General features: G+C 66.2%; 16 protein-coding genes. 12 read left to right on the top strand and 4 right to left on the bottom strand.

What is annotated here, in order from left to right; all coding sequences use genetic code 11:
• Positions 1–20: 20 nt before the first annotated feature.
• A complete protein-coding gene (locus VLK31_RS13810) occupies positions 21–827 on the top strand; it encodes a hypothetical protein (protein WP_409168978.1) in 807 nt (268 codons plus the stop codon).
• 110 nt (positions 828–937) lie between these two features.
• Here VLK31_RS13810 and VLK31_RS13805 read toward each other — a convergent pair whose 3' ends face one another.
• The 4 genes from VLK31_RS13805 to VLK31_RS13790 all read right to left on the bottom strand — a co-directional run bounded on the left by VLK31_RS13805 (position 938) and on the right by VLK31_RS13790 (position 3,060).
• Positions 938–1,297, bottom strand: coding sequence for a hypothetical protein (locus tag VLK31_RS13805; RefSeq protein WP_409168977.1), 360 nt, complete (start codon positions 1,295–1,297; stop codon positions 938–940).
• Between the two features lie 105 nt (positions 1,298–1,402).
• Complete coding sequence (locus tag VLK31_RS13800; RefSeq protein WP_409168976.1) at positions 1,403–1,813, bottom strand: roadblock/LC7 domain-containing protein; 411 nt, start codon at positions 1,811–1,813, stop codon at positions 1,403–1,405.
• A complete protein-coding gene (locus VLK31_RS13795; protein WP_409168975.1) occupies positions 1,810–2,352 on the bottom strand; it encodes a GTP-binding protein in 543 nt (180 codons plus the stop codon). The genes VLK31_RS13800 and VLK31_RS13795 overlap by 4 nt, the downstream gene beginning before the upstream one ends.
• Positions 2,353–2,412: 60 nt before the next feature.
• Positions 2,413–3,060 (bottom strand): hypothetical protein, encoded by a 648-nt coding sequence (locus VLK31_RS13790; RefSeq protein ID WP_409168974.1) that lies wholly within the window; start codon positions 3,058–3,060, stop codon positions 2,413–2,415.
• A gap of 267 nt (positions 3,061–3,327) precedes the next feature.
• Between VLK31_RS13790 and VLK31_RS13785 the strand changes: the two genes are divergently transcribed.
• From VLK31_RS13785 to VLK31_RS13735, 11 genes are all read left to right on the top strand, one after another.
• Entirely contained in the window at positions 3,328–4,110 is a 783-nt protein-coding gene (locus tag VLK31_RS13785; RefSeq protein WP_409168973.1) for a basic amino acid ABC transporter substrate-binding protein, read from the top strand.
• Positions 4,111–4,191: 81 nt separating this feature from the next.
• The gene (locus VLK31_RS13780; RefSeq protein WP_409168972.1) at positions 4,192–4,962 is read left to right on the top strand and encodes an amino acid ABC transporter permease; all 771 of its coding nucleotides are present in this window, start codon (positions 4,192–4,194) and stop codon (positions 4,960–4,962) included.
• Positions 4,963–5,007: 45 nt separating this feature from the next.
• Entirely contained in the window at positions 5,008–6,633 is a 1,626-nt protein-coding gene (locus VLK31_RS13775) for an MFS transporter (protein ID WP_409168971.1), read from the top strand.
• 150 nt (positions 6,634–6,783) lie between these two features.
• Positions 6,784–7,518: a hypothetical protein gene (locus VLK31_RS13770; RefSeq protein WP_409168970.1), complete on the top strand. Its 735-nt coding sequence runs from the start codon at positions 6,784–6,786 to the stop codon at positions 7,516–7,518.
• Between the two features lie 19 nt (positions 7,519–7,537).
• Entirely contained in the window at positions 7,538–8,707 is a 1,170-nt protein-coding gene (locus VLK31_RS13765; RefSeq protein WP_409168969.1) for an MFS transporter, read from the top strand.
• Between the two features lie 137 nt (positions 8,708–8,844).
• The gene (locus tag VLK31_RS13760; RefSeq protein WP_409168968.1) at positions 8,845–9,666 is read left to right on the top strand and encodes a creatininase family protein; all 822 of its coding nucleotides are present in this window, start codon (positions 8,845–8,847) and stop codon (positions 9,664–9,666) included.
• A 36-nt stretch (positions 9,667–9,702) separates the two neighbouring features.
• Complete coding sequence (locus VLK31_RS13755; RefSeq protein WP_409169249.1) at positions 9,703–10,503, top strand: ABC transporter ATP-binding protein; 801 nt, start codon at positions 9,703–9,705, stop codon at positions 10,501–10,503.
• Between the two features lie 360 nt (positions 10,504–10,863).
• A complete protein-coding gene (locus VLK31_RS13750; protein ID WP_409168967.1) occupies positions 10,864–11,736 on the top strand; it encodes an ABC transporter permease in 873 nt (290 codons plus the stop codon).
• A gap of 25 nt (positions 11,737–11,761) precedes the next feature.
• Positions 11,762–13,144: an FAD-binding oxidoreductase gene (locus VLK31_RS13745; RefSeq protein ID WP_409168966.1), complete on the top strand. Its 1,383-nt coding sequence runs from the start codon at positions 11,762–11,764 to the stop codon at positions 13,142–13,144.
• A gap of 390 nt (positions 13,145–13,534) precedes the next feature.
• On the top strand, positions 13,535–14,563 hold the full coding sequence (locus VLK31_RS13740) for an ABC transporter substrate-binding protein (protein WP_409168965.1): 1,029 nt from the start codon (positions 13,535–13,537) through the stop codon (positions 14,561–14,563).
• Between the two features lie 150 nt (positions 14,564–14,713).
• Positions 14,714–15,304, top strand: a complete 591-nt coding sequence (locus tag VLK31_RS13735; protein WP_409168964.1) for an NAD(P)H-dependent oxidoreductase — start codon at positions 14,714–14,716, stop codon at positions 15,302–15,304.
• The last annotated feature ends 5 nt before the right edge of the window (positions 15,305–15,309 follow it).

Here is a 15,309-nt window from a genome sequence, read left to right as displayed (position 1 = left end):
GAGACAGGAGAGGGAGCCACATGAATCTCGAAGCCAGCCAGCGCGCACTGAGCTACCTGCAGGACATTCACCTGCTGACCGACGCGGAACACGCAAAGGCCACCAACGACGCTGAGCTAGCCAAGGCTGCGCTGCGCACCCCCGCCGAAGCCTTGGCCTGGGTCGTGGCCCGCGAGATCATTCCGCAAGACGACCTCGTCGAGCTGCCCACCCGCGCCGCCGCAGGCCGCGAGAACGAAGCTCAGGCCATCGCGTCGGAGGCCACCGACCTCCTCAGCGGCGAGCTTCCGCTGCCGCCCTGGGCGCAGTTGCACATGCGCCTGCTGGAGCGCCGCATGCAGGACGGCGTGAGCGCCGCCGCGCTAGACCAGCTGCTGGCCCTGCAGCTGCTCGACGCGGCGCAGCACGCGCACAGCCTGTCGATGCTGCCCACGCACCAGGAAGCCTGGGCCGCGCCCGACTCCCTGCCCGCCACGCTCGCATGGACGGTGCTCGGATCAGGGGCGCTGAGCCGGGACGAGCTGAAGGCGCTGGCCGGGCGCACGTTGCAGCCGGACATCGTCGCCGATGCCCTCGCCCGCATCGACGGCGCGCGGACCGAGACGCGCAGGACATCGACCTCGACGACGTTCTCCGCCGGTTCGGTGTCGTTCACGACCTCTTCTTCCTCTTCGACGTCTTCCTTGGCTTCACCGCTGCCTCAACAGACGCAGACGTTCACCTGGACATCGTCCACCACGACGGGCCCCGCCCCGAGCCGCTGGAAAAAGGTGCTGGTCGTCGCCGTGGTCGCGGTGGTCGCGCTCTACTTCCTCTTCGCCCGCTGAAGGCGGCCCGGAACGAAAAAAGCCGGCTCCTTGCGAAGCCGGCTTTCTGGCATTGAGCGCGCAGACCGCGCGTGCAGTAAACAACGCGCGCAGACCGCGCGTGTGCGTGCTTAAAAGGTGATGTCCTTCTCGACTTCCTGCAGCTTGCGGCGTGCCAGCGCCAAGTTCGACTTGGCCTTGTCCAGCACGTAATAGATGAACACGCCTTCCTTCTGCGCCAACGGGCGCAGCAGGTGGTACTGCTTGCCCAGCGTGATCAGGATGTCCTCGATCACGTCGTTCAGGCCGAGCGAGCGCATCGTCTTGAGCTTGGCGCGCACCACCTCGGTGTTGCCGGCGGCGGCCACTTCCAGGTCCACGCCGGTGCCGCCCGCGCCCAGCATCATGCCGCTGCCGGAGTCGACCACCGCGGCGCACATGGCGCCGTCTGCGGTCAAGAGGTTGTCAATGCTTTGCTGGATCGTTGCCATGTGCGTGTTTTCCTATCGGTCATGCGTGTGAAAAGAGCGAAGACGCCGCATGCAAACTCGTCTGCGCTCACAGAGTGGGTGGAGTGGGGTGCGGTGGCCCGGGCGCTACGCCGCCGGCACCGGCTGTTCGGGCTGGTGCGCCTCGAGCAGCTTCACGCAGGCGGCGGTGCGGTACATCACCTGCGCGAGCACCGCGCCGGCGCCGGCAATGACGTTCACCACCAGCTCGGTCTCGCCGTTGCGCACCGGGCTGAACAGCGCAAAGCCGTCGTCGGTGGCCACGGTGGTGCACTTGCAGCGGCCCAGCCGGGCCTCCTGCGACACCACGGCGCCCATGGCGGAAATCGAGCTGGCCATGGCCGCGATGCGCGCCGGGTCGACGTTGCGCAGGCTGGCGCTGGCAATCTCGAAACCGTCGGGCGTGGCAATGACCACGGTGGTCACGCCGGCAATGTCCTCCAGGATGCGTTGCGCCTCGGAGGCGGCCTTGAGCTTGAGAAGACGGCTGATGTTCACAGGGGGGCTCCGGTGTCGGTGACTTCGATCTGCATCAGCAGCGTCTCGATCAGGGAAATGACGTCCCCGCGCTTGCGCGGGTCGATGGCCAGCACCGGCAGCACCAGCCCGCGGGCCTGCAGCGCGCTGGCGTAGTCGTCCAGCGAGGGAACGGGGTGCGACTCGCTGCGGCTGATGCCCAGCGCGCAGGGCATGGTCTGCAGCGCGTCGGCAAAGCCGTCGAGGTAGGTGGCCAGGTCGTCCAGCGGCTGCGGGCGCGAGTTGTCCAGCAGGATGGCCAGGCCCAGCGCGTCGCGAATCAATATCTGCCACATGAAGTCGAAGCGGCTCTGCCCCGGCGTGCCGTACAGGCGCAGCCGGTCGCCGTTTTCCAGCGTGAGCTCGCCAAAGTCCAGGCCCACCGTGGTGGTGGCCTTGGCCACCGAGGTGTCGGCGTTGGCCACATCGGTGGAGATGGGCGCGGTCTCGCTGATGGCGGCAATGGCGGTGGTCTTGCCGACGCCCATCGGCCCCGTGAAGACGAGTTTGTATTCCCTCAAGCGATTTCCCCTGGACGCACTGATTGGATGAATGGGTAGCTGTTCGGCTGGTGGCGGCGCTCAGGCCAGCCCAAGGCGGCGGCGGATGCGCGACAGCAGCCCGGTGCGCTGCTGCGCGCTGCCACCGGCCAGCATGTCGGCGGCCAGCATGTCGAGCGCGCCGGCGTCGGGCGACCAGGCCAGCACGCCCTCTTGCTCGAGCAGGCCCATGAAGGTCGAGCATTCGTCGACATGCACCCGGCTCAGCGCGCTCAGGCTTTCGGCCGACTGCGCGCTCTTGGACAGCGCCGCGGCCAACCGCAGGTAGACCGGGTTCTTGCGCATGGTGGCCTGCGCGGGCCAGCGCGTGAGCGAGGCACGGCCGCGCCCGGAGCGAATGGCCGCGCCCAGGGCGGGCGCGGCGGCCTTGCGGGCCGCGCGCAAGCGGGGCGTGACCTGGTTGAGCAGGTCGACCAGCTCTTCCGCGAAGATCGGCCGCGACAGGGTCGGCCCGCCCGCATGCGCCACGGCACCGGCTTCGCTGCGCGCCACCACCGGCACCACCACCAGCGGGGCGGCTGGCATGTGGCGGGCGTCGCCCGCCTGGCCGGCGTCGACCAGCAGCACGTCGCACGTGCCCGAATCGCTCACGGTCCAGAGCGAGCGCAGGTTGGAACTGAGGCGCACGATGATCTTCAGGAGCTCGACCTCGACTTTCGGGATCCCCATGACCCCCAGAACCAACGGCATTGCGTCTTCCCCTGCATTTGTTTCAAATAGTTTTAGATTGTTAAATCATTAACTAAATAGTTCCAGACTCGATCGATCGATTTGGCGCGAACAATGCGAAGTTCGAGAACAAATGCACAAAAAAACCGGGCTTGATGCACCGCAACAACGACATTTCGCGCAATTTGGAATGAAGTTTGTGGCCGACCGCGCACGCATAGAATTTCCGGCCCGCGCGGCAAAACATCCAAACTCCCGGGAAATTCCATGATCCGCATCCGTCGCGCCGTCTCGCTCGGCCTTGTCGTTGCCGCCGCCACGCTCGCCTTCGGCGTGCAGGCCCAAGCCCAGACACCAGCCCAGACCCGCGAGCTCACCGTGGGCTCCAGCGCCACCTACGCGCCCTTCGCCTTCGAGAACAAGGACAAGCAGATCGTCGGCTTCGACATCGACGTCATCAACGCCATCGCCAAGCAGCAGGGCCTGAAGATCAAGGTGGTCAACACGCCGTTCACCGGCATCTTCGGCGCGCTGAACAACGGCGACGTCGACCTGGTGATCTCGGGCGTCACCATCAACGACAAGCGCAAGCAGAGCTACGACTTCACGCCGCCCTACTTCGCGGCCCGCCAGCTGATTGCGCTGCCGAAGAACAGCAAGGTCGCCTCGCTGAAGGACCTGGCCGGCAAGAAGATTGCCGTGGTCAGCGCCTCCACCGCCGACGACATCGCCTCGCGCGAGTTCGGCAAGACCAGCCCCGACATTCGCCGCTTCGAGAGCACGCCGCTCATCATTTCCGAGCTGGCCGGCGGCGGCGTCGATGCGGCCATGGGCGACAACGGCGTCATTGCCTACCGCGTGGCGCAGAACCCCGATCTGAAGACGCTGGACGACAAGTCCTTCCCAGAAGAAGGCTTCGGCATTGTGGTGAAGAAGGGCGACAAGGCGCTGCTGGACAAGCTCACGGCCGGCCTGGCCGCCATTCGCGCGGACGGCAGCTACGTGACCATCTACAAGAAGTGGTTCAACAAGGACCCGAACGTGCGCTGAAACGCACGGAATTTCCCTGAACACGGCCGCCCTCACGCGGCCGTTTCGTTTTTTCGTTGACCGAGCGTGGAGGACGCAAGCATGGAACAACCGGTGCTTCTTTTCGGATGGTTCCGATGGGACATCCTCGTCGAATACAAGGACCTGTTCTGGCAAGGCGCCTGGATGACGCTGCGCATGACGGTGGTCTGCGTGGTGCTGGGTTCGAGCTGGGGCCTGTGCCTGGCGCTGGCCCGCCTGGCGCAGCCGCGTCATGCGCCCTGGACCTGGGTGGCGCGCTTCTTCTTGCGCTGGCCGGCCACGGTGTATGTGAGCTTCTTTCGCGGCACGCCGCTGTTCGTGCAGATTCTGCTGATCCACTTCGCGGTGATGCCGGTGTTCATCCACCCGACCTCGGGCCTGCTGATCGACGGCGAACTGGCGCGCACGCTCAAGCAGGAGCACGGCGCGCTCATCTCGGGCGTGGTGGCGCTCACGCTGAACTCGGCCGCGTACATCTCGGAGGTGTTCCGCGCCGGCATTCAGTCGATCTCGCGCGGGCAGTTCGACGCCGGCCGCTCGATCGGCTTCACTCCCGCGCAGGTGATGCGCTACGTGGTGCTGCCGCAGGCCTTCAGGCGCATGCTGCCGCCGCTGGGCAACAACGCCATCGCGCTGCTGAAGGACACCTCGCTGGTCTCCGCCATCGGCCTGGCCGAGCTGGCCTATGCCGCGCGCACCGTGGCCGGCGCGTACGCGCGCTACTGGGAGCCGTACCTGGCGATCTCGGTGGTGTACTGGGTCATGACGCTGGTGCTGACCACGCTGCTGCGCCGCCTGGAGATCCACTTGGCGCGCAGCGACCGGGGGTAGCCGCCAAGGGGCTGCACGCAAACAGCGGCGCCACAATAGCGCCACATGCCACCCATATCCCCCGAAGAGACACCGATCCCGCCCGCACGGGCCCAGCCAGCGAAGCTCGCGGCCCTCGAGCCCCTGAAGCTGCCCGTGTTCCGCATGCTGTGGAGCACCTGGCTCATCGCCAACATCTGCATGTGGATGAACGATGTGGCCGCCGCGTGGATGATGACCTCGCTGACCACCTCGCCCATCTGGGTGGCGCTGGTGCAGTCGGCCTCCACGCTGCCGGTGTTCTTGCTGGGCCTGCCCAGCGGCGCGCTGGCCGACATCCTGGACCGGCGGCGCTGGCTGGTGCTCACGCAGTTCTGGCTGGCCGGCACCGCCATCGTGCTGTGCGCCGCGCTGGCGCTCGACCTCATGACCGCGCCGCTGCTGCTGGCGCTCACCTTCGCCAACGGCATTGGGCTGGCGCTGCGCTGGCCGGTGTTCGCGGCCATCGTGCCCGAGCTGGTGCCGCGCCCGCAGTTGCCCGCCGCGCTGGGCCTGAACGGCATTGCGATGAATGCATCGCGCATCATCGGCCCGCTCACCGCGGGCGTGCTCATTGCGAGCGCGGGCAGCCTGTGGGTGTTCGCGCTGAACGCGGTGCTGTCGGTGGCCTCGGGCTTCGTCGTTTTGCGCTGGCGGCGCGAGCACACGCCCAACCCGCTGGGCCGCGAGAAGCTCATCGGCGCCATGCGCGTGGGCGTGCAGTTTGTGCGGCAGTCGCAGCGCATGCGCGCGGTGCTGGCGCGCGTGTCGATCTTCTTCTTTCACTCCACCGCGCTGCTCGCGCTGCTGCCGCTGCTGGCGCGCAACCTGGAGGGCGGCGGCGCCGGCACCTTCACGCTGCTGCTGGCGGCCATGGGCGCGGGCGCGATCATCGCGGTGCTGTTTCTGCCGCGCCTGCGCCAGGCGCTGGGGCGCGACCAGCTGGTGCTGCGCGGCACGCTGCTGCAGTCCGGCGCCACGGCGGTGATGGCGTTCGCGCCCAATGCATGGGTTGCCGTGCCGGCGATGTTCTTCGGCGGCATGGCGTGGATCACGGTGGCCAATTCGCTGTCGGTGTCGGCCCAGCTGGCGCTGCCCGACTGGGTGCGCGCGCGCGGCATGTCGATGTACCAGATGGCCATCATGGGCGCGAGCGCGATCGGCGCGGCCATCTGGGGCCAGGTGGCCACGGTCAGCGATCTGCAGATCAGCCTGGCCGTTGCCGCCGTGAGCGGCACGCTGCTGATGCTCGTGGCCCTGCGCTGGGTGACCGACCTCAGCGGCGAGGACGACACCAGCCCCGCCCAGGCCGGCTGGGCCGCCGGGCCACCCGCCGAGGCGCCGGAGGAACGCGGGCGCGTGGTGATCACGGTCGAATACCTCGTCGACCCCGCGCGCGCCGCCGCCTTCCATTTGGTAATGCAGCAGACCCGCCGCGCGCGCCTGAGCCAGGGCGCCGTCGGCTGGGAACTGCTGCACGACATTGCGCAACCCGAACGCTACGTGGAGCAGATCGTCGACGACTCATGGACCGACCACCTGCGCCGCTTCAACCGCGCGACCGCGAGCGACATGGCGCTGCGCGAGCGGCGGCTGGCGTTTCATCTGGGCGAGGTGCCGCCGGTGATCACGCGGTATGTGGTGCGGAGATGAATTTGCGCTTATGAAGCCGAGCTTGCGGCGCCTCGATCAACAAGCCAATCCGTGACTTAATTCCACCCCACCTGGATTTCCCCACCGCATGAGGCGTTCAGTCGGCGCACCGCCGACAGATCATTCGCCGCACACAAACAGGGGGGATTCATGACTCATCCACAGCAGGTGCTGGCGGCAGGCGTTGGCTCGGACATCGATGCGCGAATCGAACGACTGCTCGCACTCATGTCCGAGGGAGACTTCGAAGCACTCAAGTCACTGTTGAGCCGACGCTTCGGGCTTGAATACGCTGAAGTAGAAGCACATCCGAGCAACATCAAGACAATCATCACTGGCAAGAAGGTTGTCTTTTCGAAAGCGGTGTCTCCCGCTTCGCGGGCGTTCATGGTGCTGCACAGCCTGGGCCACTACTACTTCATCTGTGAAGCGAAGCGCAAGAACGTCGAGAGGTACGCCTACATCTACGATGCGCGCGGGGTTCAAGCCGCCCTCCACTACTACGAGACAGAGGGCAAGCCCAACGGGCTGGACCAGCCGCCCGAAATGACGGAGCAACGACGAAAAGACAGGGTTTCTTTCGAAGTCGGCGCGAACAATTTCGCGATCGACATGCTGGAGAACCTCGGCGTGACGGGTGGCGCCGAAATCATTCGCGGGTACGAGGCTGGCGACATCAGCTACATCCTCGATGTGTCCCGGGGCGGCAAGAACTCGATCATGCCCACCGATCGCGCCTATCTAGAGGCGTACGTATGTGCTGGCTTGACGTTCGATCCGGCCGATGCATTCGACAGTGGCGTTCATGACAGTCGGTCGTTCGACGTGGACGGTATCGACTGGCAGTACATCGCGGACATCAAGCTCGAGATCCATTTCTTTTGATGCCCCTCTATTCGGCGCCATGAAACTTCAACAGACCGCCACGCTCTTCAGCTGCCTCTTTCTCATCGGCTCCGCCGAGGTGATCGCCGGCCCGATGATGGGCGCCATGAGCGCCGACTTCGGCGTTCGCTCCAGCGCCATCGCCTACCTGCCCGCCGCCTACGGCCTCAGCTACGGCGCGGTCGCCCTGGTGGCAGGCCCGCTGTCGGACCGTTGGGGGCGCAAGCGGCCGCTGCTGGCGGGGTTGCTCGGCTTCGCGCTGCTCAGCGCGCTGATTCCGAGCGCGCCGCACCTGCTGGCCGCCATCGTGCTGTCTGCATTGGCCGGCGTGTGCGCGGCCGTGGTGCAACCCAACGCGCTGGCGCTGGTGGCCGACGAGTCGCTGCCTGAGCAGGTGGGCCGGCGCCTGGGCCATGTCTTCATCGGCCTGATGCTGGCCTTCGTGCTCACGCCCGTGCTGGCGGGGCGGCTGGCGGACACCTGGGGCTGGCGCTCGGCCTACTACGCGCTGGCCGTGATGGCAGTGTTGGCCGCGCTGGCGGTGTCACGCGCCTTCACCGGCGGCGCGCCTGCCGCCGCGTCGCACACCGACTTCATGACCACGCACAGGCACGCATTGGCAACGCCCGGTGTTCGGCTGCGGCTGTCGGCCAGCTACCTGTGGCTGGGCTGGGTCGCGGGCTTTGGCGCGGTCGTGGCGGAGGTGGCGTCGCGCAAGCTGCTGCTGTCGCCCACCGACACGGGCTTGCTGGCGGGCTTCTACGGGCTGGCCGTGATCGCCGGCAACCTGGCCAGCGGCAAGCTGCAGCAAGTGGTCGGCGCCGCCGCGTTGCCGGGTGCCGCGCTGGTCGCGGCCGTGGGCCTGCTGGGCTTCATGCTGCCGATCGCTTCGATGACCCAGCTGGCCCTGCTCGGCCTGCCCTGGGCCGTCGGCTACGGCTGCGCCGGCCCGCTGCACCACGCCCGGCTGAGCGCGCTGTCGGCGCGCTACCGGGGCACCATCAACTCGTACCACGCGAGCCTGCTCAACCTGGGCATCTTCTCGGTGTCGTTCGCGCTGGGCAGCGTGGTGCCGCGATTTTCAGTGGCGGTCTTTTGCGGGCTGGTGGGCGCGGTGGCGCTGGTCGGTGCGTGCCTGCTGGTTCCCTGGCGCCGGGAGGGCCGGACCGCCGCGAGCCAGACGACTTGACCATCTGCTCTGATTTGCGTGCCCATCCCCCTGTATCAGATCTTCTTGGAAGGCACTTCGGGTAATTGCTCAGCCACTTTTCTTGACCATATGGATAATTTAAACTGTCCAACCCGACGTCAAAGAGGTGTGCCACGATGAACCCGCCCCGCCTGCGCAGCCGCTTCTGGTCCGACCTGACCAGCGAAGAGTTCTCCCGCCTCGACCGCGAACGGCTCATCGCCGTGCTGCCGGTGGGCGCCACCGAGCAGCACGGCCCCCATCTGCCGATGTCGACCGACACCGCCACCATCGACGGCATGGTGCGTGCCACCCTGCCGCACCTGCCCGACGACCTGCCCGTGCTGTTTTTGCCGACCGTGCCCTACGGCAAGAGCAACGAGCATTCGCGCTACCCGGGCACGCTCACCGTGTCGGCCACCACGCTGATTTCGCTGTGGAAAGACATCGGCGCCTGCGTCGCCAAGGCCGGCGTGCGCAAGCTGGTGCTCTACAACAGCCATGGCGGCCAGATGAGCGTGATGGACATCGTGGCGCGCGACCTGCGCGAAGCGCACGACATGATGGTCGTGGCCGCCAACTGGTACACCCTGGGCCTGCCCGAGGGCCTGTTCACCGCGCACGAGGGCAAGCACGGCATTCATGCGGGCGACCTCGAGAGCTCGGTGATGCTGCATCTGACGCCCGACTTCGTGCGCAAGGACCAGTTCCAGAACTTCAGCTCCATGACCGAGCAGTTGGCCGCCGAGAACAAATTTCTTTCCATCACGCCCAGCGGCAAGCTCGGCTGGCAGATGCACGACATCAACCCCGCGGGCGCCGCCGGCGACGCCACGCGCGCCACGCCGGAGAAAGGCGCCGCGGTGCTCGACCATGTGGGCCGGCGCTTCGTCGAGCTGCTGCAGGAGGTCGACCGCTTTCCGCTGGAGCGGCTGGCCAACGTGCCTGCCTGGCGCTAGGCTGGCGGCCCCAAGGAACGCGCCATGGAAAGCCTCATGCCCTCCCCTCAGCCATCCACTCCGCCGCTGGTCACGCTGCGCAACGTCAGCAAGCGTTTTGCCAATGGCACGCTCGCGCTGCAGGGCATGTCACTGGACGTGGGCGAGAACGACTTCGTGAGCTTCCTGGGCCCATCGGGCTGCGGCAAGAGCACTGCGTTGCGCCTCATTGCCGGGCTCACCCGCCTGAGCTCGGGCGAGATGCAATGGTCGGGCGCCAACACCGGCAAGACCCAGAGCGACCGCGACCTGGGCTTCGTGTTTCAGGAGCCCACGCTGATGCCCTGGACCAAGGTGTTCGACAACGTCTGGCTCCCCTTGAAGCTCGCGGGCATGCGTCGCGACGAGGCTGCGCCGGTGGTGAAGCAGGTGCTGGAGCTGGTGGGCCTTTCGCGCTTTGCCGACGTGTACCCGCGCGAGCTGTCGGGCGGCATGAAGATGCGCGTGTCGATTGCGCGCGCGCTGGTCACGCACCCGCGTCTGCTGTTGATGGACGAGCCCTTTGCCGCGCTCGACGAGATGACGCGCATCAAGCTCAACAACGACCTGCTGGCCATCTGGCGCGAGCACCGGTTCTCGATCGTGTTCGTTACGCACAGCGTGTACGAGTCGGTCTACCTGTCGAACCGCATCGTGGTGATGGCGGCGCGACCGGGCCGGGTGATCGACGAGATCCGCATCGACGAGCCGTATCCGCGCGGCGAAGAGTTCCGTACGTCCAGCCGTTACAACGCGCATTGCACGGCGGTGTCTCGGTCTTTGCATGGGGCGCTTCATGGCATTGATGTTGATCATTGATTTCGGTTGCAGGGGTTCCTCGGGGCGCGCCCACGCCGACGGGGTACCTTGCTCCGCGAATGTCCCCCGGCCTGCGGCCTCCTCCTTTATTTCGCTGCGCAAGGCACCCCATCGGCGTGTGCGTTATTCGGAGCAGTCGTTGATCAGCGGAACACCAGCAGCGTGCCCTGGTGCACAGGGCGTCGGGTGCTCCCCGCAGCGAAATAAAGGAGGAGGCGAAGCCGGGGGACATTCGCGGAGGGGAGCACCCGGCGGCCTGTGCACGCGCCCTGAAAAACGGCGGCCTGAACAACAGTGCCAAGAACAACAGTGCCAAGAACGACAGCGCCAAGAACCAGCCCAAAGCAAGGTGCAAGACAAATGACCACGCTCATCGCCGACGCAGCCCCAGCCACAGACGACGCCCCCTCGGAAGCCACCCTGCGCGCCCACGAAGACAGACTGCGCCGCCGCGAGTCGCTGCTGCGCATCGTCGTGCCCGCCGGCATCGTGCTCGCGCTGCTGCTGCTCTGGGAATGGATGGTTCGGGCCAACAACATTCCGCACTACATCCTGCCCGCGCCCTCCCTCATTCTTCGCACCCTCTTCGACAACTGGGACTCCCTGTCCAGCGCCCTGTGGTTCACCGTGAAACTCACGCTGCTGGCGCTCACCGCAGCCATCGTCGGCGGCGTGGCACTGGCCATTGCGTTCGCACTGTTCAAGTGGGTGGAAATCGGCCTGTTCCCCATCGCCGTCATCCTGCAAGTCACGCCCATCATCGCCATCGCGCCGCTCATCCTGATCTATGTGTCCAGCACCACCGCGGCGCTGCTGCTGTGCGCCTGGATCGTCGCGTTCTTTCCGATTTTGTCGAACACCGTCATCGGCCTCAAAAGCGCCGACAGCAACCTTCGCGACCTGTTCCAGCTCTACAAGGCTTCCCCCTGGCAGACCTTTCGCTACCTGCTCGCGCCCAGCGCCCTGCCCTACTTCATGGCGGGCCTGAAGATCGCGGGCGGCCTGAGCCTCATCGGCGCCGTGGTGGCCGAGTTCACCGCCGGCACGGCCGGCAAGGAAACGGGGCTTGCGTCGCGCATCCTCGAGTCGAGCTTTCGCACCGAAATTCCGATGATGTTTGCAGCGCTGCTGCTGGTGTCCCTGCTGGGCATCGTGATCTTCATCGTGTTCGCCGCCCTGTCGCGGCTGGTGCTCGGCCACTGGCACGAAAGCGAGATGCGCCGTGAACGCTAGATCTCCCACTCCCTCCGTGGACCCCATGGACCCCATGGACCCAGTGCCCCCTGCCGTCGACTGGCAAGCCGTGCACGCCGACCTGCACGGCCTCAACCTGATCACCGCGCCCGCCCAGCGCAAGCAACTGTCGAAAGACTTCTACTGGTACAGCCCCATCCTCACCGCGCAGCTCGCGGGCTGCGTGGCCGACCTGGTCGTGAAGGTCGGCACCGAGGACGACGTGCGCCAGGCCGCGTCGGTCGCCGCCAAATGGAAGCTGCCGCTCACCGTGCGCGCCGGCGGCACCGGCAACTACGGCCAGTGCGTGCCGCTGCAGGGCGGCATCGTGCTCGACGTGACGCAGATGTGCCGCGTGCTCGACATCCAGCCCGGCCGCATGCGCGTGGAGGCCGGCGCGCGCATGCACGACATCGACCTGGCGGCGCGCGAGACCGGCCAGGCGTTGCGCATGTGGCCTTCGACCTGGCATGTGGCGACCATCGGCGGCTTCATTGCGGGCGGCTTCGGTGGCATCGGGTCGTTTCGCCACGGCATCCTGCGCGACCCCGGCAATCTGCTGCGCGCGCGCGTGATGACGGTGGAGCGCGAGCCGCGCGTCATCGAACTCGTGGGCGACGAAATTCAGCAGGTGCACCACGCCTACGGCACCAACGGTGTGATCCTCGACGTCGAGGTGGCCCTGAGCCCGGCCGTCGATTGGGTGCACTGCACGGTGCTGTTCGACACCTACCGCGGCGCGCTCGACTTCGGCATTGCGGCGCAGGCGCCCGCGCTCGACATCTTTCTGCTCTCGACGGTGGAGGCGCGTTTTTCACCGTACTACACGTCGATGCGCGCGTACTTTCCGCCCGATCGGCATGCGGTGTTCACGATGGTCTCGCCCGCGTCGTTGACCGAGTTCCAGCAGCTCGCCGCGGCCCATGGCGGCACCATTTCCGTGGCGGGCACCGAGGCCGAGTTGCAGTCCGCCGGCCTGCCGCCGGCCTACGAATGCGCGTTCAACCACACGACGTTGCAGGCGCTGAAGGCCGACCGCAGCTGGACGTATCTGCAGGTGGCCTATGCGCAGCCTTTCGATCCGTCGGTGGTGGAGCGGCATCTCGCGCTCTTCGGTGACGACGTGTTGCAGCATCAGGACTTTGCGCGTGCCGGTGGGGCGTGCGGCACGTTCGGCATTCTGTTGGTGCGGTGGAAGGGCGAGGCTCATCAGTACGAGGTGATTCGCGAGATCGAGTCGCAGGGTGGTTGCCAGATCTTCAATCCGCATGTGGTCACGATCGAAGACGGCGGCATGAAGACCATCGACACGCAGCAGATCGACTTCAAGAAGCGCAGCGATCCGATGGGTCTGATGAACCCCGGCAAGACGCGTGGATGGACTTCCGACATGGCTGTCGAGCGGTGAGATGAAAGCTCGCGTTTTTTGCTTTGGGGTTTTTGAACGCTGTCGTTCAGGGCTCGCTCAGGAGGGCGGGGTACCTTGCTCCGCGAATGTCCCCCGGGGCTGCGCCCCTCCTCCTTTATTTCGCTGCGCAAGGCACCCCACCCTCCTGAGCGTTATGCGGAGCAGTCGTAGATCAGCGGAACACCAGCAGCGTGCCCAGGTGCACAGGGCGTCGGGTACTCCCCGCAGCGAAATAAAGGAGGAGGGCGAAGCCCGGGGGACATTCGCGGAGGGGAGTACCCGGCGGCCTGTGCACGCGCCCTGAACAAAGCGCCCTGAACAGCACCGCCCCAAACAAACACAGCTGACATGAAAATCCCAAAGTCGTATTCAACCCAGGAGTCCACTGCCATGCGCGTTACCGCTCTGACCCTTCGCCCGCTTGCTCTAGCACTGGCCTTGACGGCCGCCGCCTTCGCCGTGCAGGCCCAAGAAAAAGTGGTGTTCGCCACCAACTGGAAAGCGCAAGCCGGACACGGCGGGTTCTACCAGGCGCTGGTCGACGGCACCTACAAAAAGTATGGCCTCGACGTCGAGATCCAACAAGGCGGCCCCATGGTCAACAACCGGCCGATGCTGCCCGCCGGCAAAGTCGACTTTCTCATGACCGGCAACCTGCTCCAGTCCTTCGACAACGTGAAGAACGGCGTGCCCACCGTCGTGGTTGCGGCCTTCTTCCAGAAAGACCCGCAGGCCATGTTCGCGCACCCCGGCCAGGGCTTCGACACCTTCAAGGACATGGCCAAGGCCCCCGTCGCCTTCATCGGCAAGGACGGCCAGTTCAGCTTCTGGCAATGGATGAAGTCGGAGCACGGCTTCAAGGACTCGCAACTCAAGCCCTACACCTTCAACGTCGGCCCATTCCTGGCCGACAAGAAATCCATTCAACAGGGCTACGCCATCTCCGAGCCACTGTCCATCAAGGCGCAGGCCGGCTTCGACCCCGTGGTGCAACTGCTGGCCGACAACGGCTTTTCGACCTACTCCACCACCATCGAAACACGCGCCGACCTCATCAAGACCAAGCCCGAAACCGTGCGCAAGTTCGTCGAGGCCTCCATCATCGGCTGGAACAACTACCTCTACGGCGACAACAAGGCCGCCAACGAACTCATCGCCAAGACCAACCCCGACTCGCCCGTGGCGTCGCTGCAAGGCTCCATCGAGCTGATGAAAAAGATGGGCATCGTCGACAGCGGCGAGTCGCTCACCAAGGGCATCGGCGCCATGGACGAGGCGCGCGTGAAGGACTTCTACGACAAGATGGTCAAGGCCGGCCTGTACAAGGCAGGCGAGGTCGACCTGTCGAAGGTCGTCACCACGCAGTTCGTCAACAAGGGCGTGGGCGTCGATGTGCGCAAGAAGCTCACCGGCAAGTAACGCGCCGCCCGTTTCTTTTTTTGTTTTTCCCGTGGGTCGCGCGGGGCTTGCGCCGGGGTCAGATGCCGGCGCCTGGGTTGCCATAAGGCACGCGCGGCCTCTTCTTGCCTGGGCTCTGGCCCCGTCTCGCCGACAGGCGAACCGGCCCTCATGAAAACGCTCGTCGTCCATTGCCATCCGAACCCTGACAGCTTCAATCACGCGCTGTACCGCACCGCCCTGGCCGCGCTCGAACCGCGCCACGCCGTCAAGGCCATCGACCTCTACGCCGAAGGCTTCGACCCCACGCTCACGCGCGAGGAGCGCATCGCCTACCTCGACAACCCCGAGCTGATTCGCGAACGGGTCAAGCCCCATGTCGAGGCACTGCTGTGGGCCGAGCACCTGGTGTTTGTGTTTCCCACCTGGTTCCACGGACCGCCGTCAATGCTCAAGGGCTGGCTGGAGCGGGTGTGGCTGCCGGGCGTGGCCTTTCTGCCGGCCGAGCGCAAGGGGCAGCTCGCCAAGTCGGGCATGCGGCACATCCGGCGGCTCACGGTGGTCACCACGGGCGGCTCGCCGCGCTGGTTCGTGATGCTGATCGGCGACCCGGGCCGTCGGCTGTTCACGCGCGCGCTGCGGGCGTTGTTCGCGTGGCGCTGCAAGGTGACGTGGCTGCAGTTGCACGACATGAACGCCGTCACCGAAAGCGACCGCACCCATTTCATGGCGCGCGTTTCGCGCACGCTGAACAACATCTAGCAGGG

It is taken from the genome of Variovorax sp. H27-G14, assembly GCF_046156345.1.
In the GTDB taxonomy this organism is placed as follows: Bacteria; Pseudomonadota; Gammaproteobacteria; order Burkholderiales; family Burkholderiaceae_C; genus Variovorax.
Note: the sequence above shows the minus strand (reverse complement) of the source record. Positions and strands in the feature narration are given on the sequence as shown.